The organism is Sivoneniella epilithica UHCC 1019 (assembly GCF_040830845.1).
In the GTDB taxonomy this organism is placed as follows: Bacteria; Cyanobacteriota; Cyanobacteriia; order Leptolyngbyales; family Leptolyngbyaceae; genus ULC077BIN1.
In genome coordinates, this window is the sequence record NZ_JBFPDP010000015.1 from 23,060 (window position 1) to 42,040 (window position 18,981).

An 18,981-nucleotide genomic window follows, 5' to 3' on the forward strand; every position below is an offset into this window, starting at 1 on the left:
AATCAAACTTTACTCAGGTTCGCACTGTGATCATAAACCAGTGTGGGACGCTCCTAACTGAGAATGTATGCTATGCGACGGAGCAATATTTTTTAGTCGCGATCGAGGGTGGAAATAATCTCATCCAAAATGGCTTGGGCACCTTGTTGACGCAGCTTTTGGGCAAGCTGAATGCCCAGTTGTTCGGCATCGATCGCCGCTCCCGTGACCGTATCTTGCACCAGCCGTTGACCATCTAGGCTCGCCACAATGCCTGTCAGAGTGAGTGAATCACCGTCCAGCACTGTGTTTACGCCAATCGGAACCTGACAGCCGCCTTCTAGTTCGCGCAAAAATGACCGTTCCGCATAGCAGCGATAGGCAGTGGGCAAATGCTCCAAGGCTTTCAGCACCGTGAGTACGTCGTCATCCCCAACGCGGCACTCAATCCCCAACGCACCCTGACCCACCGCATGAAGCGAGATATTAGCGGGGATTGCCTGATGAACGCGATCGCCCATGCCCAAACGCTGTAATCCAGCCACCGCCAAAATCAGCCCATCATATTCACCCGCATCTAGCTTGGCGAGACGGGTATTCAAGTTGCCCCGCACATCCTTAAAGGCAAGATGGGGAAAATGGTGACGCAATTGTGCCAACCGACGTAACGAAGAGGTGCCAATTACCGCTCCTTCTGGCAACGTATCAAGCTGAAGCCCTTGATGTTTCGCGTGAACCACTAGCGCATCAGCAGGATTTTCTCGTTCGGTCACACAGCCCAACATCAAACCATCGGGCAAGTTCGTTGGCAAATCTTTCAGGGAATGAACCGCAAAATCAATATCACCGTTGATCATGCCGACTTCGAGTTCTTTCGTGAACAATCCTTTATCACCGATTTTTGCCAGCGCCACATCCAAGATTTTGTCACCTTGAGTACTCATCGTCTGCACTTCAAAGGTGATATCTGGAAACGCGGCTTGGAGGCAATCTTTCACCCAATAAGTTTGCACTAGCGCCAGTTGGCTTTTACGAGAACCAATGCGAATCGTGCGGGTAGAACTAGAAACTGTGGGTGCTGCGACTGTAGACATGGCGCAAATTTAAAGTGTTTTTGATATGACTTTTTTCACCTTACCGCAGTGTGCCTACCAATTGATGGGCTTTTCCACAGGCTTAAGTATTACAGATGATTAAGTTAAGACTCAGGGGCAAAAATTTGGCTATTTTGCACCCGCAAGGAATGGAAAATGCAGCTTTAAGCCTTAATCTATTCAACTTACACTAGGCTCTAGAACCTGAAAAACTGGATTGTAATCCTGACAGCACAGAGCGTTGTGGGATAGATTGAGGCGATGATCAGGAAAAGGCTCTGGGCGTAATTTGAGTAAGTGTCGTGAGTAATTATTTAGCGATCGCCACCGTGACAGCAACGTTGCAAAGGATACTGCAAGCCTTTGTGCAGGAAGATGTAGACGGGATGCGGGTGACGACGTTGCCGCCCGGACAGATTGGCAATGGCACACCCGAAACGGGGATTAATCTATTTCTGTACCAAGTGTCTCGCAATGCCGCGCTGAAAAATACCGATACGCTATCGAATCGCACGAAAGGCACCCCCGTGAAACGGCAGGCAGTGCTGGATCTGCATTACATGATTAGCTTTTATGGGAATGAAACTGAACTGGAGCCACAGCGATTATTAGGAAGTGTGATTCGTACTTTTAGCGATCGCCCAGTTCTATTGCCCAACGTGATTCAGGAAACGATCAGCGATTCCAGCTTCCGCTTTTTGGCAGACTCGGATCTGGCAGATCAAATCCAGCAGGTCACTATTACCCCAGTTGACCTCAGCCTCGATGATCTGTCGAAAGTGTGGTCTACTTTTTTTCAAGCGCCCTATCGCCTGTCTGTGACTTATAAAGTGACCATGGTGACGATTGAAGGAGAAGACTCCTTGAAAAAAGCGTTGCCCGTGCGCGATCGCAACTTTGGCAGCATTCTTCCCTTTCCGGCTCAGCCTGTGGTTGAGCAAGTGTGTTCTGAACTCGGTAAACTGGAACCCATTGGGGCAACCACGACCCTGCAAATTATCGGTAAACAACTGCAAAACTCCATTACCCAAGTGCGATTGGGCGGGTTTGAAGCCACTCCTACCCACACCAGCGATAGTCAAATTATTGTGCCGCTAACTGCGTTTCCAATCGATAGTTTACGGGCAGGTGTGCAAGGGTTGCAGGTGATACACCGTCAGCGCACCCCAACATTACCCGAACGGCTCTGTGTGCTGGAATCAAACGCTATCCCAATCGTGTTACGCCCGACGATTCAACACATACAGGTAACCAATCTTCAAGGGCAAGGCGATGATCTGCGGTCTGCCCTCCTCACGATTCAAACCGATATGATGGTTGGCATGAAACAGCGGGTCGTGCTAGTGATGAATGAGTGGGCGATCGCTCAGCCCATGGGCTACCAGTTTGAAGCCACGCCTCGCACTGCCGACACCCACGCGATCGCCATTCCCATTGAAACTGTCAAGTCAGGTGCTTATCTCCTCCGCCTGCAAGTTGACGGTGCGGAAAGTTTGCTCAGCATTGATCTTGACCCAAACAGCCCAACCTTTAACTGGTACTCCAGCCCAAAAGTCCAAATTGATTAGTCCCCATCTTTCCCTATTCCCTATTCCCTACTCCCTAATTCCTTATGAACGACGATGAACTTCAAGAACAGCGACTCAACCAAGAACTAGAAAACATTAGTTTTAACCAGTTGAATGAATTAGGAAATCGTGCCGTTCAATTAGGCTTGATTATTGGACATGGGTTTCGAGGTGGGCAATATGAGATTTTGTCTAAACAAGACGTTGTTTTACTGCCGCCCAAAGAAGCCCAACAATATTTGCAAAATATAGTTGATACTGCCAATCAATAGTTTCCGCACTACCATTGGTTGAACATAAAGCTATGGATTCTCATCAACGGTTAGACTACCTTTATAAAGAGTACGTCCGACTCAATCAACAAGCTGAAGAGTATATTAAAAGCGCCTTTGAAGACTTCAAGTTAATGGGCGTAATTGGGGCGACGATCGCCCTATGGAAGCCAGTAGTGGATTTTATTGCCCTGGCAAATCCCAAAATCAATTATAGCGGGTTGCTATTCATCGGTTTTTTGAGCCTGTTGCTCGTCATTACAACCATTGGTTTTTGGAACTTAATTAAACAGTCTTTTATTATCTTTTTTGCCGATAACCTTCAAGGCTATGAAGAAGAAATTCGGCGTGAACTAAACGAGATGCATAACTCAAGAGTTTTCAATCTCAACTTGGAAAAAGAAAGCAAGCTAATTGAGAGTTATCGAATTACATTTACTGCTTTTGTAGCAATTTTTTCCTTGACAACGACCATCGTTCCATCAGTTATCTTGCTACTTTTCGATCTTCCCTATGCGGTGATCTATCTGTTGACATCCATCACGATCTTTACGATCTACTTACAAGTACTCAAGAAATCAACGAAACGGTATTTTGCTCAAGTGAAGAAGTTATGATGCTGACAAACTCCCTGTTAGAGCCAGATGCCGCCGATTCTCATGGTTCTCACTTGATCGACGCGATCGCCCACATCCGCTATCTCTTGCAAGTCCACGCCGCCCTTAACCCCCACCCCTCGACACCCGCCATCCGCCACCCGCCACTCGCCACTCTCTGCCGCCTCTTCCATCTCTCCCCCTTCGAGCGCGACTTGCTGCTGCTGTGTGCTGGAATGGAACTAGAGGCAGACTTTGCGCCCCTGTGTGCCGCTGCTCAAGGCAACCCTCAGCGATCCTACCCCACGTTTAGCTTGGCGTTGGCAGCATTGCCGAACCCCAACTGGAGCGCGATCGCCCCGAATGCACCCCTGCGGCACTGGCGACTAATTGACATTGGGGAAGGCAATGCTCTAACTCATAGCCCGCTGCGAATTGATGAACAAATTCTGCACTATTTAATGGGCAATGACCACCTTAATGAGCAACTGGTTGGCATGAGTGCCGTGCCCTCTGACCCACTGTCACTGGTGCCCTCCCATCTACAAGTAGTTGAGCAGATGATGCAGTCCTGGCAGATCGCAGCGTCAGAAGCCGCTTCATTGCCTCTGTTGCAATTATGTGGTCATGATTTGGCAAGCCAACAGGCGATCGCCCAAGCAACCTGCGCCCAACTCAACTGGGTGCCCCACACGATCGCGATTGAATTACTGCCGACCGATCTCAACAGTCTCGCTTTGATCAAACGCCTATGGGAGCGAGAACATCGGCTAAATGGCGCGGCGCTACTGCTGGAATGGGAGGAGCGATCGCAGGATGAGAAACAGCAAGGGGCGATCGCCCACTGGATCGATAGCATTCGGGTTCCCGTCATTTTGTTGAGCCAAAACCGCCGTCGGCAAAAGCAGCGCCCCACCCTCACGTTTGATGTTGCCAGCCCCACCTCCAACGAACAGCGGATTCTTTGGCAAACGGCTCTCAGCGCGATTCGTGAAACGATCCCTACGGGAATCGCGCCCACTCTAAACGATCACGTTGAAGGTTTAGTTTCTCACTTCAATTTCACACCACCCGCCATCCACGCCGCCAGCCTCAAGTTGAAAAGTCAGATGTCAAATCATTCGACTCCCGCGATCGCTGCCCAACTGTGGAATATCTGCCGAGTGCAAGCGCGTCCCCGGTTGGATGAAATGGCGCAGCGAATGGACTCTAGCGTCGAATGGCAGGATCTCGTGTTGCCAGAGCAGGAACGGCAAGTGCTGCGCGATGTGGCGATTCAACTAAAGCAGCGTAGTCAAGTCTATGAACAATGGGGTTTTGGCGGCAAAAGCAAGCGGGGATTGGGAATTAGCGCCCTGTTTGCAGGAGGAAGCGGCACGGGAAAAACCCTGGCAGCAGAGGTGTTGGCGCAGGAAATTCAGCTTGATCTGTATCGGATTGACCTGAGTGCGGTGGTCAGTAAATATATTGGCGAAACGGAAAAGAATTTGGGGCGCGTGTTTGATGCGGCAGAAGTGGGCGGCGTGATTTTGCTGTTTGATGAAGCGGATGCGCTGTTTGGCAAGCGATCGGAGGTGAAAGACTCCCACGATCGCTATGCCAACATGGAAGTTAGCTATCTACTGCAACGGATGGAAGCCTATCGCGGCTTAGCAATTTTAACGACAAACTTGAAGGGGGCGATCGACCAAGCATTTCTGCGCCGTATCCGGTTTATCGTTCAGTTCCCTTTCCCGGATGCTGCCCAACGTGCCGAAATTTGGCGGCGAGTATTTCCGGCTCAAACCCCCACTGAGGGGCTAGACATAGCAAAACTGGCAAAGCTCAGCGTCGCAGGGGGCAACATTCGCAACATCGCTCTGAATGCTGCATTTCTAGCCGCTGCCGTAGGGCAATCTGTGAAGATGGAACACATTTTGCAGGCAACCCGTAGCGAATATATTAAGCTGGAAAAACCACTCACCGACGCTGAAGTAAAGGGCTGGGTTTAACTTATAGCTAAATAGACATCCGGAAAAATCGCGTTATTAATCATCAAACTTAACAGGTAGAGGGAATTATGGGTTCGCTATCGCACGATCAAAAAAAGGTTCCGCAATCCACTTCGGCTCCAGTGCAAAATCAAGTGCGATCGCGACCCTTTATCATTCAAGCCCAACCCGAAACCAGTCAGCCAGAAACCCCTGACCTGCAAACCCAACTCGAAACCGCCAGACGATTGGGGCACAGCTTCTCCAGAATGTCTTTAACCGCTTCCATTGAGCAGGCACGCGGCAAAGGCGCACCCCTCGATTTAGATACGCGCCAATCAATGGAGCAATCCTTGCAATCGGACTTCGGCAATGTTCGGATTCACGCCAATCCCCAAGCCGATCAACTCAATCGCTCCATTCAATCTCGTGCTTTTACTACCGGGCAAGATATCTTCTTTAGACAAGGAGCTTATGCCCCCAACAGCCCTCAAGGAAAACAACTGCTAGGGCATGAACTCACTCATGTAGTCCAGCAAAGTAGTGGAAAAGTTGCTGCGCCTCAAGGCTCTGAAGCAACGATCAATGTTGATCTAGCCTTGGAAGCAGAAGCCGATCAGCTAGGAGCAAAAGCCGCTAAAGCTCAAAATTCTCCTCTGCAACAAACTCATGTTCCAACTCAATCGTTAGTGAATAGCCTATCTATTCCTAGAAACTCTATTCAGGCAATGAAAGATGATCAAGCTGAGAAAAAGCAGACGTGGGTTAAAGGAGAGCTTTCGGCAGAGCAGAGTGAAGAGATTGCCGAAGCAAAGCAAAATGAGATCTCCACCCAGCAGAAATGGGCTAATGCCAAAGTTCCCACACCAAAAGATGAAGAAAATTTTTGGGATAGACATGAGCAGCAAGAAGCCTTAAGGCAGAAACAAAAGCTGAAGCAGCAACAAGATGATAATTTTTTGAAAAAACAAAAAAATGAGCGAACAGGAGAACTGATGAAAATGGGATCTCCACAATTAGATGCTCCAGCAATGTCGATCGCGAAGCCAAGTTATGTACGACCCCTTAAGCCTGAGCTAACCAAAGAAAAAGGTAAAGAATACATTGGTGAAGACAAGGAAGAGGGCACCTGGCGTAATCAAGAAACTAAGCAACCTGGGGTTGATACCAGAAGAACGAAATATTGGGGAGAAACTGAGCGAACCAATCATGAGGTATCAATAGATCCAGAGACTGGCTTATTGATGACTTCTACTCTCGATCCAAAAACTAAACAGCCAACAACACGACCATTAGATACGAGTAGTTCGGGCAGAGGTGCATTTAGCGGCTCTAAGGAGGGTCGCCATATCTTTGCTCAGAGTCCTGAAGGGAAGATCTACTCGGCTGACCCAGAAGTTGAGCGCAAGATTGTTAACCAGCCTAAATCTGCCAAAGGCAAAGTTGGTCAGAAGTTGAACAAATTTCTCAATCGGAATGAAACAGTTCAAGAAGATATTCATCACTCTACGTTTTTAGCAGGAGAAGATGTTGCCGCCGCAGGCGAGATTGAGGCAATGAACGGGGTTGTTACAGCAATTTCTGATAGGAGCGGTCATTACAGACCAACCAGTGAAAATATTTATCAAACTGTAAATCACCTACAAGAAGGTGGAGCCAAGATGGTTGATGAAACCTTAGTCAATGCCGAAGGAAAAGCAGTAGATCCAGAGACAGTGAAAAGCATGTCGATCGAGGAGAAGCGAGAGCAGGGAATTGGTTCAAGTAACCGTCGTGCAAAAGTGGAATTGGGCGGTAAGGTAATGGCTTATGACCATTTCCTGGCAACTGGAGGCAATAGCAGTACGATTAGTAACCAAAGTAAGTTGAATACACAAATCAACCTTGGCGAAAACGAGACACCGAAAGAAACACTAGAACGTCTGCGGCAAGATAGAACGAAGCAGATTGAAAAAGAGAAGTCTGAAAATCAAGAGAAAGAAGAAAAAAAGAAAGAAGGGTATCAATTTTAGCACTTCTAAACTATTACTCTTTCGATCGAATATACGGTGTTAGCAACACGTTCGCGTTTTTCTGTTGCCTAGACTAACTGTAGAAATACATTCACCATCTCAAGCGAAGAGAAAAGGCGATCAGGGCGATCGTCTTCCTAAATTGCTTTCACTTATCTACAACAACTCATCAACTAAATCCTTTTGCATTCTTCTTTTTGAAATTATGTAGTTTTTTGGATATTGATAATTTTGAGCGATTATACTAGCCTTATTCTCCAGCAATGACAGGGAGTTAGGTAACTATGGGTTCGCGATCGCACGTTCAAAAAAAGCCGCAACAATCCGCAACAGCACCAGTGCAAAACCAAGTGCGATCGCGTCCCTTCGCCGTTCCATCTCAACCCGAAACTAACGCCATTGAGCAGCAAGCAACTCCTGACCTGCAAACCCAACTGGAAAACGCACAGCGTTTTGGTCACAGCTTCTCCAAAATTGCAGCATCCACGCCAGCCATCATTCAACCCAAGCTCACCATCGGCGCACCGGGTGATAAGTATGAACAAGAAGCTGATCGCGTTGCCGAACAAGTGATGAGTACCTCCGAATCCGCTATCCAGCAGTCCATCCAACGCAAAGCGATGCCGGAAGAAGAAGTGCAAACAAAATCGCTCGGCAACCCAACGCTTCGACGGGAGGCAATGCCGCAGGAAGTGGAGATTCAGACGAAGCGATCGCCCGATGCAGACTTTCAAGCGGGTAGCAATCTCGAAAGTCGACTGAATAGGAGCCAGGGTGAGGGAAGCCCACTGCCGGATGAAGTGAGATCGTTCATGGAACCCCGCTTTGGCACTGATTTCAGCCAAGTGAAGGTTCATGCAGACAGCGAATCTGTTCAAATGAACCAAGAGTTAAATGCTCAAGCATTTACTCATGGGCAGGATGTGTACTTCGGAGCCGGAAAAGCCGCTGCCAATGATGCGCTGACAGCCCATGAACTGACTCATGTGGTGCAGCAAACAGGTACTGTGCAACGCAAAAAAGTAGACACAGACTTGAGTAGCGTTCACAGATTAACTCTGATACAACGCGAAGTAGATACGAAATCCAGTCCATTTTTACCTAAATACGAAAATGACGAGGTGCCAGGTTGGAAAGACGACGGCGGAGTTCCGGAGTGGGCACAGGAACAATATAGGGAGGAGTCTAAAAGAACTGTTATATGCAGCATGACCCCAGATGGAAAAATCGGAAGCGTTTATTTTGGTGCTGAAGGTAGAATACGGACAACCCACGGTGCTGGTCCAGCAAAAGAAAGCCACAGCAACCTAACGGCCGTTCAGTTCAATATAGATGAAAAGCGAGCTATGGAGGAATTTAAGAGCGTAAATCCCAAAGAGTACGCGTCGGAGGAGGAAATGTGGAACCTATTTGACCGTTGGCTCGCAGGCACACTAAACCGAGCAACAAACGCAGATCAACTCCCTGGATGGATGAAATTAGTCGACAGCCCAGACACAGCGCATGACCTTAACACTGGAAGCCCACCGGAAGATCTAAAGCTGTTTGAAATCTTCAAAAACATCAACGGTAAGGTGGAGAGCTGGCATCCGTCCCGGGGAGCCGCAGCCAAGTTTAAAACCGACAAGCAAACGATTTCCGTCTTACATGCTGCGATAAAGCACATTGACGAACGGGGAATTAAGAATCCAAAAACAAGAAACACAGCGTTTTACGCTTTCGTAGCTACACGAATTCCCAGTTTCGTGACCTACATGAGAAAACCCGCTGAAATCTAGCCACTCTTGTAGGGGCGCATGTCAGTACCATTTCCGCTCTTGTAGGGTGCGTTACTTCATTAACACACCGACTCTGATTAAGGAAGAACTGTGCGATCGCCGCTGGGAAAGGACAATCGCGTTGGGGAGATTAAGGAGCAATCGCCATCTTAGTGAGGAGAGTTAGCCATCCTTAAAAATGAACGCGACGATAGATTTCTGGCAGGGGAAGTTCTACGTTTAAACTGTGGAGGGCGATCGCCTGCTCAAGGTGAGAGTGAACTTGCCATTGCCAGCGATCGTTACTGGTGCGATCAAGGTTGTGATATTGCTCAATGTAGGGTTCGGTTTGGCTGACCAACAGATATTCATAAAAGCTGGCAAGGGAACGATATTTTCTGAACTTTTCACCTCGGTCGTAAGCTTCAGTTGAGGGCGACAAAACCTCAATAATCAGAGAAGGATTGAGAATTTCGTCAGTGCGATCGCCATTAAACTCTGGTTCGCCATTCACTACCATTAAATTGGTATAAGTTCCACACTGATAGTCAGGAATCCAAACCCACAAATCGCTGCCATACAACCGAAAATTGGTGTCTTTCAGCAAAAAACCTAAGTAAATTAATCAATTACTGGCGATCTCGCTGTGGGCTTCGGAACCTCCCGACATCGTAATAACTTCCCCGTTGCGGTATTCATGGCGTTCTGGGTTGGTTTCTTCCATTGCCCGATACTCGTCTAATGTGAGGCGAGTCATTACTACATTTGTGGAACTGGTTTGAGCAAAGACCACAATCAGACCTCTTGAATCATTAGTGCTAAAACTATTAGCAATGTTGGGATCAAGAATTGCCAGTGCCTGAGATGGCTCGGTAATACTGCGATTGCGGGGAATGAAAAGAGAGCGATCGCGGCAAGAGAACTCTCAAACTGCGATCGCTTTCACTATTTTGAGTTTTATGAATTATGGAGCCGGGGAAAGTAGGTGCTTCAATCTAAGATTTGACCGCAGCACGGCGACGGCGGTACGCTGCTAAGCCTGCTCCAGCGATCGCCAAGCCTGCCATCGTGCTAGGTTCAGGAGCCGCCTCAGAGTTTCCGCCTGCGGAACCCGTAGAAAGTCCCTCGGTGAAGTAAACGCTAATGTGAGAGACATCTTTGGTATTGCGGACATCAAAAAGAAGCTTTTCAAAGGGGGAAGTCCAAGTACCAGAGGTGACTCCCTTGTCCAGTTGATAGCCAACTAACGAGGTGCCTGCTCCGCTCTTGAAGACCAGCATCACGTTTTGCCAGGTGGGTTGCAGGGTTTGAGCGATATTCCAGAGTCCCTGTTGCCCAGAGCCACTACCACCATACCCAGCAGTTTCACCAATCTTGCCGCCAAAATTCCAATTGGTGAGTCCAAAAAAGCCTTCTTGGTTAACGGTAAGCGGCTTGTTCGGAGAAACAAAGTCTTGATTTGCCGTATTGCTATACTGGCAACCAGAAGAGCCAGACACGTTATCAGCAGTGCCAGATGGACAGCTAAAAGTTGCTGCGTGAGCGGGAGCCGTGGCAACAATGCTAGCCGCGATCGCAGAGCCAATAGCGATGAAAGCAGGTGCAGAAGAGGTCAAGGAGAAAGTGCGTTTCATAGTTAGCCTTAAAAGTTTGATGAGGTGAGAAACTTGAGTAGATATATCTTGCTGATGGGTAGATGTCATCTTTTATGTAACTTAAGCTACCAAATCTCTTTTAAGCCCACTACAGAAACTCCACGGATTCGAGGAATCTTTATCAATTTGGTAGGACTCTAAAGAGATGGAAAACTACTGCTTATAAAGCTCATCTCATTGTCTTTAAATGTATTTCTACTTAGAAAACCCAGTGTAATTACCAGGACGACCTGAGTGATCACGGCTCTCGGAAGCTACAAATCTCTAAAAGTCTAAATTTGGATAAAGTCTTACCCTAATACTTGAAAACAATGAAGAAACAGGCTTTTAAGATTCGTTGCGTATTTAATTAGTGTTTCTAGAAAAATGTGCCGTTTTAGAAAGCATCGGCTACGCTAGTCTGCGTGAATCCATGCAACGGTTTGAGTCGCGAAAGCAATGCGGTATTCTAAAAATTATCTATTTGATGTACTCAGTGGTGGTCGTTCGGCGCTTAGCTCTGCATAAGCTGAGGCGCGTTTCAATTCCTTCACAGTTTATGTTTGTACATCGGGTTGTTGAGGTGACATGGCATATTCGACGTATTCATCAACAGATTCACCCAGCAATTATCAGCCGAGTCATTCCCAACCATCCGTTTTAGAGTTGGCTCAGCGGGGAAATTTTCGGGCGATCGCCCACTGGCTCAATAGCATTTTGGTAGCGCAGGGGATTCATATTCAGGCAGAAGCGCCCCGTGCAGGCTGCCTCAAAATTATGGTTAATCTTCAGCAGACTAGCCGTTCAGCGCGATCGCCCAAAGCTCGTCAGCGGTTGGTTCGCCATATTTGCTATCGCTTGTGGACGTTGAATTCTGCTGAAATTCGAGAAGTGCGAATTTTGGGACGGATGGCGGGACAGCGAGATATTTTGTGGCGGCAATCAGTGCGGCTCAGCGCCACTACAACCCCCGGCATCAATCGGCTTCGTAAAGCGCGTCAATCTGCAAAAAGTCCGGCTCAGAAACGGTTTCAGCTTTTGCGATCGTTTCTATTGAATCGCTTTGCGTTGGCAGGATTCATCTTTTGCTACTGGCTAATGTATTTAGATGCAACGGGGCATCAGGTTGAACAACCAACAATCGCGGCAACGCCAACCCAGCCGACAACCGAAGAACCGCAAGCTGCCACACCTGCGATTGCCTTAGCCCCCCAAAAAACCCAGACTCTAGATTTTGCAGTACCGCGCCAATTCAGCGGACAAATCATCCACGAAGCCACTCCGCCAGCAGGCGCAGAAAAAGTGATTGCACTGACCTTTGATGATGGTCCCTGGGAAAATACTACCGAACAAGTGTTGGATATCCTGAAGCAAAACAACATCAAAGCCACGTTTTATATGGTGGGTCAAGCAGTGCAGGCGCATCCAGAAATTGCTAAAAAGGTTGTCGAAACCGGACATGCGATCGGTAACCACACTTGGCGACATTTAATGGATGATATGGATGAGTTGACCGCTGCTGAAGAAATGGGCAATGCGGCACGGCTGATCTACCAGACAACTGGAGTGCGAACGGCGTTGATGCGTCCACCAGGCGGCAATCTTACCGGCTCACTGGTGCCTTATTCTCAGAAAAAAGGCTATTCGATTAACATGTGGTCTGCCGATTCCAGCGACTACTATTTATCTACGCCGCTGATTATCGATAATGTGCTGTCGAATGCGAAACCGGGCGGCATTGTGTTGATGCATGATGGCGGTGGCGATCGCAGTCAAACCGTGGAAGCCTTACCCCAAATCATTTCTAGTCTGCAAAAACAGGGCTATAAATTTGTCACTGTGCCGGAACTGATGCAGCTTCAGGCAAAATGGCAAGCGATGACCACCCCAACGCCAATTAAAGAAGTGCCTGTAACCCCAGCGCCGATCGCCACCCCTTCTCCTTAAAGCATTCGTTTTTTTGGTTCATTTGTACTATACTTGCAAAACGTCCAGTTGCGGCTTTTTGAAGCGCGCGATCGGCGTAATGTCATGCTTACAAAGCTGAATCTATGAAGTTCAAGTATCTATTTTTGGGTATTGGTGCGATGGTGATCATCCTCATCGGGTCGCATTGGAGTGTGAGCAGTAAGCCTCAAAATTGGATGTGGCAGCTAGCGCCCAAAATTGCCAACTATAAACCAAACCCCAATGACACCAACTTTTACTATCCCTTACCGGAAGTGGTGGAAGTAACCAGTCCCTTTGGTTGGCGGATTCATCCTATCTATGGCGATCGCCGCCTCCATTCTGGCGAAGACTTGGGCGCACCGGAAGGAATGCCCGTTTTGTCTGCCCACTCTGGCTACATCCGATATGCCGATTGGGGCGATGGTTATGGCAACATGGTCATCATCGAATATGCCGACGGCAAATATCAAACTCTTTACGCCCACCTATCTGAAATTTTAGTTCAAGACGGCGAAGCAGTTCGGGCACGCCAAGTCATTGGCAAAGTGGGTTCGACGGGTGGCGTAACGGGTGCCCATCTTCATTTTGAACTGTTGAAAAAAGCCAATGGTGACTTTGAAGCGATTAATCCATCCGCGCAGATCAAAGCAGTAGAAGCCTATGTTGCCGTCAAACCAGACGATTCTAATCAGGAACTTAACAACACATCTCAACCTCAAGCCGCCTTGCCATCATCACTCCAAGAAATCGCTGAACCCCCGATCGCCCCATCTACACCCCCCACAGATTCCACTCAAACAATACCTGTATCCAGTGACGCTTCACCTGTCTACGAAGCACCCGGACTGCAAGCGAATACCGCAGCATCCAGCATTCCTGAAGATGGAAATCCTGTTGCTATCAACAACGGCGCAGTGAATTTTGATCCCACTTTGTTTCCGTCGGAGGCAGGAAGATGAGGGAGGCAAGGGGGTTGAGAGACAGCATTTGAGTGAGAATTACTCTAATTCAAAACTCAAAACTCAAAACTCAAAATTTCTAACCCGCCACTCCGAACTTGCTTCACGCTCGGCTTATCCCCATGAGATACAGCAATGCCATCCGCACAGCAACGCCACTGGTGACCTGTTGAGAAATCAGGCTGAACTGCGGATCATCCATTAGGTCAGAGCTAATTTCTACGCCACGATTGACGGGACCCGGATGCAGCACTTTAACATCGGCATGACACAGTTTTAGGCGATCGCGCGTAATGCCAAACTGATGATGATATTCTCGCAAGCTAGGCAATAAATGATTCGTCATCCGTTCTTTTTGCAGCCGCAGCGTCATCACAAAATCTGCATCTCGCAAAGCAGGCTCCAGCGACCAGTGCAGAAACAGCTTGCGATCTAGATCGGATAGTGAGATGCGCAGATCAGCGGACGAGAAATGATCGCTGCCATCCACTGTCACAAAATCGGCAAATAGCTTTGGTAAAAGCGTGGGCGGTCCTGCCAGATGCACTTCGGCACCACTAGCGGTGAGACTCCAAATGTTAGACCGGGCAACACGGGAATGCAGAATATCTCCGACGATCGCGATCTTTTTGCCCTTCAGTAACGATAGACGCGGTTTTTCGGAATCAAGCAGCGTGCAGATCGTAAACAGGTCGAGCAGTGCTTGAGACGGATGTTCATGCAGCCCATCCCCCGCATTCAGAACCCCAACTTTTACGTCCAACCGATCCATTTCAGCCGCGATCGCTTGAGGCACTCCCGCTTCTTTATGGCGAATCACCATCATATCGGTGCCCATCGCTAGATAGGTCTTTGCCGTATCCAAAATGGTTTCGCCTTTGGTCAACGAAGAACTTCCCGGTGCAAAGTTCAAAATATCCGCTGATAGCCGTTTTGCTGCCAGTTCAAAACTGCTGCGGGTGCGGGTAGATGGTTCAAAAAAAAGATTTGTGACAACCTGCCCTTGCAGAGTCGGCACTTTTTTGGTGCGTCGCGATAACACTTCCTGAAAACTGACCGCCGTTTGCAGCACCGTATCGTATTCTAACGGGGTGAAGTCAGCCAGGGAAAGGATATGCCGACGATCCCAGGTACTAGTAGCCATGCCAAAGGATGAAAAGGGAACGCCTTCAGCGTACATGAATTGGTTCGTCGCAGACGGATTTTCATCGAGCAGCATACACGCCTATTCACTGAAACATGAAGAATATCTTTCATCCTTCACGTTCATCAGTCAGTTTCAGGAATATGTCAGAAACATCCAACTTAATTGATTTGAAACAAATTTCTTACTGTAAATATTCTGGTGATGAAGTCATCTTGCGTAAGGACGTGGCATTCGGGCAACAGGTTAAAATGACTTCATTGAAGATTGCCTACCGAATGCTACGCCCCTACAGGCATCTGTGAATCAACAAAAAACTTATAGGTGGATAAATTTTTGTCGTTCAAGACAATTAGGACAAGGATGGGGGCAAGAGTCTATTCATAGCACCGCTGCCACCAAGAATTTTCCAGGCTGGGAAAAAGTTGAGTCGCAGTTTTCAGTAAGTCATTGACAACCTCAACAGGAGATAAAAGACCATCGACGATAATGGCATTCTCTTCGGGTTGGATTGGTTCAAAAGCAGCAATCTGGCTATGAAGCATTTCAAGCTTCATATAGTGATTCGCTCGTTGGCTGAGGCGGCGCTCTAGTTCTGTCTGAGGCACGTCTAGCCACACGAGTTGGACTCGTCCGGGTGCAGTCAGTTGCTTGCGGTACGATTGTTTGAGCGCAGAGCAAGTGATAACAGTTTCGCGATCGCGATCGTGTGCCCATTGAATGTCAGCCTGCATTTCTACCAGCCAGGATTGGCGATCGCTGTCTTGCAGTGGAATATGGGAAGCCATTTTGAGGATATTTGGCAGGGGATGACGGCGATCGCCCTCCAAAAAATCGCACTCTAGCTGCTGAGAAAGCAACCGCCCGATCGCCGTCTTGCCCGATCCAGCAACGCCGATCACAATCCATATCAACGGACATTGGCTCATTCGTCTTTTCCTTCGAGACTGCGCCTACTCTAGCTTGAGGAAAACGCCGCTGTGCTGGACTCCAGATTCTATGCCATAGCTGCTGAGGCTGAGGGATTGGAGATGGTTGAATAATGGTTTTCCAGCCAGTTCAATGATTTTTAGAATCGGAAATTGGCGCTTTAAAATCGCTTGCCCCTCAATCCAATCGAGGTAAACGTAACCATTGTTGGGTTGCAATAGCGGCGCGATCGCCTGGTTAAAGCGATCGCTGTTTGCCAAAGAACTGCTGCCCGTTTGGAGCGCTCGATCCATTGCCTCAATTGAAGTCGTAAAGAGTTCATAGTTGCCGACTGTTGCATGAACGCCTTGCACCTCTGCTTGCAAGGTTTTCGCTTGATTCTTGCCGCTCGTTGGAGTGAGCCGAGTCCAGGCGGAAACCGTTTGATCTCCTAACGGCAGCGATCCCACGCTCAAGCCTTGAGTTTTGGCGAGGTCGTCTAAATGGGCGATCGCCTGAGTTGCATCTCCCGTCGAGCGTTGAGCCACAAAAATCCAATCATTAGGAAGGGCATTTGGACGTTGAAGTTTGGCGCGTTGTTTTTTACTTTTTGCGGCAACAGGTTCAACTGCAAAATTGGGCAGTAAGCCAAGGGCATACTCACCTTTAACCCAGCTAAATACGTCTTTTTGGAGGTCAAGCTGCCAGCGCGATCGCACAGAATCCACAGGTTGATTGAGCAGTTTCGACAATACTTCATAGCCTGCCAAATCGCTACTCAATCGGCTCCAGGTACGATCTAGATGGCTACCTGATAAGGAGAATGGGCTAGTGGCTGGCAGATATTGCAGCGCTGCTACGGGTTGGGTTAAAGAAGGCGTGTTAGAGGTGACTTTGCCATCCGTCGTGAGTAAAGCGGTATCTGCCATTAAGCCGAGTGGGTTTAATCCCAAGGCGATCGCCATTGTTTGATACTTCTGGTCAATGGCTGCTTTTTTGATATCTAAAGCTTGAGTCTTTCCGGTGGCGTTGAGCGTCGATTCAGCTGCCGATCCTTCTAGCCAAGCGGTCAGTTGCGGCAAGTTAACCACGGTTAGCCCGATTCGGGACTGCGTTAAGGTATCCAAGGCTTGAGCATAGGGTTTAGCATTGCTCAGGTTCAGGTCTACGGCTTGCACGTTGGTAATCGCGTCGCGCAACACTTTCGGATGGTTGGCAAATAGGACAAATTGGTCGCCAACGACGGCGCTAGAGAGCGAGGGAAGAGGGAAGAGGGAAGAGGGAACAGTGTTGGAGTTTTTTTGTTTATTCTTTTTGGGTGGCTCTTCTGCCTCTTTTTTTCCGGCTGGCACAGCGGCGGAAATTAGCTTCACGCCTTGATATTGCTCAAAGGTCAGGTCATCTCCCGCGATCGCCCGTTTCTGCCAAAATAGCTGCAAAAATTCCCGCGATCGCTCTGGGTCTTTCGTGGCGATCGCCAGCAAATAGCCCGGTTGGTTGCCATTCAACGGATCGCGATCAAAATCCACGGTAGTCAGGGCGATTGTGATTTCATCCCCTAGCCACGGTTGCACATCGCGTTCATACTCCAACCCAGTGTTTGCCAATAGGCTCTGCTTAAACTGGGTGATCTCTTGCCGCGATCGCCGCCGATCTTGAGGACGAGTCACCACCTGCCGAAATTGCTCCAATTTATCTAAGTTGACCAATAGCGACACCATTGCAGGCGCTTGCTTTGGCACAAATATGGCAGCACTGGGAGTCTTTGCGCCCTGACTCAGCAAGCCCAGCGGACTTTGTGCCGCGATCCAATAAAATACACCTCCGCCCAGCAGCAACAGCACCATTACTGCAATCAGTAGACTCGACAAAAAAGAACGAAGCTTCATGGCAACAATGCCGCTTGGCAATGGCAACAACAGTCCAGCATCCATTATTTCAGCACATCGCCCTTTTCACACATTAACGATGATGAAGCGCGTTATACGGGAAGTTGATATTGCTGCTGGCTTTAGCAACGGATGAACAGGTTAGAAGATAAAGATCCTTGAAAAATAAGGAATAGCGGACGGTTATTGTCTTGTCTTTCAAATTGAGTGCGATCGCAGTCTCATTGAGGGGTTTTGGGAAAAGCACTGCAAGAAGCCCCCTGACAGATCGCTTTAATTCAACTAACAGATTGCTGAATGGGGCAATCGCGCTCAGACACGGTTTTCCATAAATAGGAGCCGCCTTGTAAATCTCCAATACACCAACCAAGCCCCCAAACCCATTGGGCAAAACCTTTGCGGCTCACAAGGTTAGGAAACACACGGAGAAGGTGTTTGAGTAGTTTCAGCAGACTGCGTCCGTAGTGTTTGATCACTTTAAGTCGAGTCATATCTGAACCATACTTTTGATATAAAACGACATGCGCCCTACCCCAATTTTTCCCTTGATGGTAGCGATCGCGTAATTCGGTACGCAGTCGATAGTGAACCGTGGCATCTGGCACAAACTGGAGGGGAATTCCTGCCAAATTTGCGCGCCAGCAGTAATCAGTATCCCAACTCGCAGTGCAGGCTTCATCGGGGTTGCCGATCGCTTCATAGACCGATCGCCGCAAGCCCAAGCTGCACCCACTGGCATAGGGCAAATAGAGCGGTGGAGACATAGTAGACAGTCCGGCTTGGGCGGATTGCTGCTGCCAGCCTTCTCCAACTAACCAGTCAGGGTTGAGTTTGGTATACTCAATCGCCGCCGCGACAAACGGATGATCCTGAAGTGCGTTTCCTAATGCCGAAAGCCATCCTTCGCCCACTTGATCATCCGCTTCACACAGGAGGAAAGCGTCCCCGGTTGCTGCCTGAAAGCCTACTGCATAGGAATGGGCCACGCCTCGTCTTGGTGCGGGTGGCTGATGGGCATTGACGATCTGTAGGTTAGACAAGCGATCGCGATAACGCTCCACAATTTCCAGGGAATGATCCGTTGAGCCATTGTTGACCACAATTACCTCCCACTCACCAGACCAAACCTGACGGGTCAGTGCTTCTAGTTGAATCGCGATCGTTTCAGCACCATTAAAACAAGGCAAGATAACACTAAGCTTCATAGATGCCCGGTTAGTAGATTAGCACTCAAAGATTAACCCTACA

At 48.5% G+C, this 18,981-nt stretch carries 17 protein-coding genes; 9 read left to right on the plus strand and 8 right to left on the minus strand.

The window, feature by feature from the left end; all coding sequences use genetic code 11:
* Positions 1–92: 92 nt before the first annotated feature.
* On the minus strand, positions 93–1,073 hold the full coding sequence (gene hemC, locus AB3R30_RS11330) for a hydroxymethylbilane synthase (RefSeq protein WP_458649293.1): 981 nt from the start codon (positions 1,071–1,073) through the stop codon (positions 93–95).
* Positions 1,074–1,375: 302 nt separating this feature from the next.
* On the opposite strand from hemC, the gene AB3R30_RS11335 reads away from it, so the two are divergent.
* The 6 genes from AB3R30_RS11335 (at position 1,376) to AB3R30_RS11360 (ending at position 9,269) form a co-directional block, all read left to right on the plus strand.
* A complete protein-coding gene (locus tag AB3R30_RS11335; protein ID WP_458649294.1) occupies positions 1,376–2,641 on the plus strand; it encodes a DUF4255 domain-containing protein in 1,266 nt (421 codons plus the stop codon).
* A 44-nt stretch (positions 2,642–2,685) separates the two neighbouring features.
* On the plus strand, positions 2,686–2,913 hold the full coding sequence (locus AB3R30_RS11340) for a hypothetical protein (protein WP_458649295.1): 228 nt from the start codon (positions 2,686–2,688) through the stop codon (positions 2,911–2,913).
* Between the two features lie 32 nt (positions 2,914–2,945).
* Positions 2,946–3,530 carry a hypothetical protein gene (locus AB3R30_RS11345; RefSeq protein ID WP_458649296.1) on the plus strand — a complete coding sequence of 195 codons (585 nt, stop codon included), beginning with the start codon at positions 2,946–2,948 and terminating at the stop codon, positions 3,528–3,530.
* Positions 3,527–5,500 carry an ATP-binding protein gene (locus AB3R30_RS11350; RefSeq protein ID WP_458649297.1) on the plus strand — a complete coding sequence of 658 codons (1,974 nt, stop codon included), beginning with the start codon at positions 3,527–3,529 and terminating at the stop codon, positions 5,498–5,500. Before AB3R30_RS11345 ends, AB3R30_RS11350 begins: the two co-directional genes overlap by 4 nt.
* A gap of 68 nt (positions 5,501–5,568) precedes the next feature.
* Positions 5,569–7,491, plus strand: a complete 1,923-nt coding sequence (locus AB3R30_RS11355; protein ID WP_458649298.1) for an eCIS core domain-containing protein — start codon at positions 5,569–5,571, stop codon at positions 7,489–7,491.
* 284 nt (positions 7,492–7,775) lie between these two features.
* Positions 7,776–9,269, plus strand: a complete 1,494-nt coding sequence (locus tag AB3R30_RS11360) for an eCIS core domain-containing protein (RefSeq protein ID WP_458649299.1) — start codon at positions 7,776–7,778, stop codon at positions 9,267–9,269.
* Between the two features lie 172 nt (positions 9,270–9,441).
* Here the strand turns inward: AB3R30_RS11360 and AB3R30_RS11365 are convergent, their stop codons facing one another.
* From AB3R30_RS11365 to AB3R30_RS11375, 3 genes are all read right to left on the minus strand, one after another.
* Positions 9,442–9,855 carry a Uma2 family endonuclease gene (locus AB3R30_RS11365; RefSeq protein WP_458649300.1) on the minus strand — a complete coding sequence of 138 codons (414 nt, stop codon included), beginning with the start codon at positions 9,853–9,855 and terminating at the stop codon, positions 9,442–9,444.
* A gap of 18 nt (positions 9,856–9,873) precedes the next feature.
* Positions 9,874–10,005 (minus strand): Uma2 family endonuclease, encoded by a 132-nt coding sequence (locus tag AB3R30_RS11370; RefSeq protein ID WP_458649301.1) that lies wholly within the window; start codon positions 10,003–10,005, stop codon positions 9,874–9,876.
* Between the two features lie 238 nt (positions 10,006–10,243).
* Positions 10,244–10,882: a PEP-CTERM sorting domain-containing protein gene (locus AB3R30_RS11375; protein ID WP_458649302.1), complete on the minus strand. Its 639-nt coding sequence runs from the start codon at positions 10,880–10,882 to the stop codon at positions 10,244–10,246.
* A gap of 588 nt (positions 10,883–11,470) precedes the next feature.
* Here AB3R30_RS11375 and AB3R30_RS11380 point away from each other — a divergent pair.
* Together AB3R30_RS11380 and AB3R30_RS11385 are read left to right on the plus strand one after the other, a co-directional pair.
* Entirely contained in the window at positions 11,471–12,829 is a 1,359-nt protein-coding gene (locus AB3R30_RS11380) for a polysaccharide deacetylase family protein (protein ID WP_458649303.1), read from the plus strand.
* 104 nt (positions 12,830–12,933) lie between these two features.
* A complete protein-coding gene (locus tag AB3R30_RS11385) occupies positions 12,934–13,791 on the plus strand; it encodes a M23 family metallopeptidase (RefSeq protein WP_458649304.1) in 858 nt (285 codons plus the stop codon).
* A gap of 103 nt (positions 13,792–13,894) precedes the next feature.
* Here the strand turns inward: AB3R30_RS11385 and AB3R30_RS11390 are convergent, their stop codons facing one another.
* From AB3R30_RS11390 to AB3R30_RS11400, 3 genes are all read right to left on the minus strand, one after another.
* Positions 13,895–15,010, minus strand: a complete 1,116-nt coding sequence (locus AB3R30_RS11390; RefSeq protein ID WP_458649305.1) for an aspartate carbamoyltransferase catalytic subunit — start codon at positions 15,008–15,010, stop codon at positions 13,895–13,897.
* Positions 15,011–15,312: 302 nt separating this feature from the next.
* The gene (locus tag AB3R30_RS11395) at positions 15,313–15,864 is read right to left on the minus strand and encodes a gluconokinase (protein ID WP_458649306.1); all 552 of its coding nucleotides are present in this window, start codon (positions 15,862–15,864) and stop codon (positions 15,313–15,315) included.
* A gap of 24 nt (positions 15,865–15,888) precedes the next feature.
* Entirely contained in the window at positions 15,889–17,733 is a 1,845-nt protein-coding gene (locus AB3R30_RS11400; RefSeq protein WP_458649307.1) for a DUF3352 domain-containing protein, read from the minus strand.
* On the opposite strand from AB3R30_RS11400, the gene AB3R30_RS11405 reads away from it, so the two are divergent.
* Positions 17,732–17,869 (plus strand): hypothetical protein, encoded by a 138-nt coding sequence (locus AB3R30_RS11405; protein ID WP_458649308.1) that lies wholly within the window; start codon positions 17,732–17,734, stop codon positions 17,867–17,869. The two genes, AB3R30_RS11400 and AB3R30_RS11405, sit on opposite strands and share 2 nt — an antisense overlap.
* A gap of 142 nt (positions 17,870–18,011) precedes the next feature.
* On the opposite strand, the gene AB3R30_RS11410 is transcribed toward AB3R30_RS11405, so the two are convergent.
* Complete coding sequence (locus AB3R30_RS11410; protein ID WP_458649309.1) at positions 18,012–18,938, minus strand: glycosyltransferase family 2 protein; 927 nt, start codon at positions 18,936–18,938, stop codon at positions 18,012–18,014.
* Between the last annotated feature and the right edge of the window lie 43 nt (positions 18,939–18,981).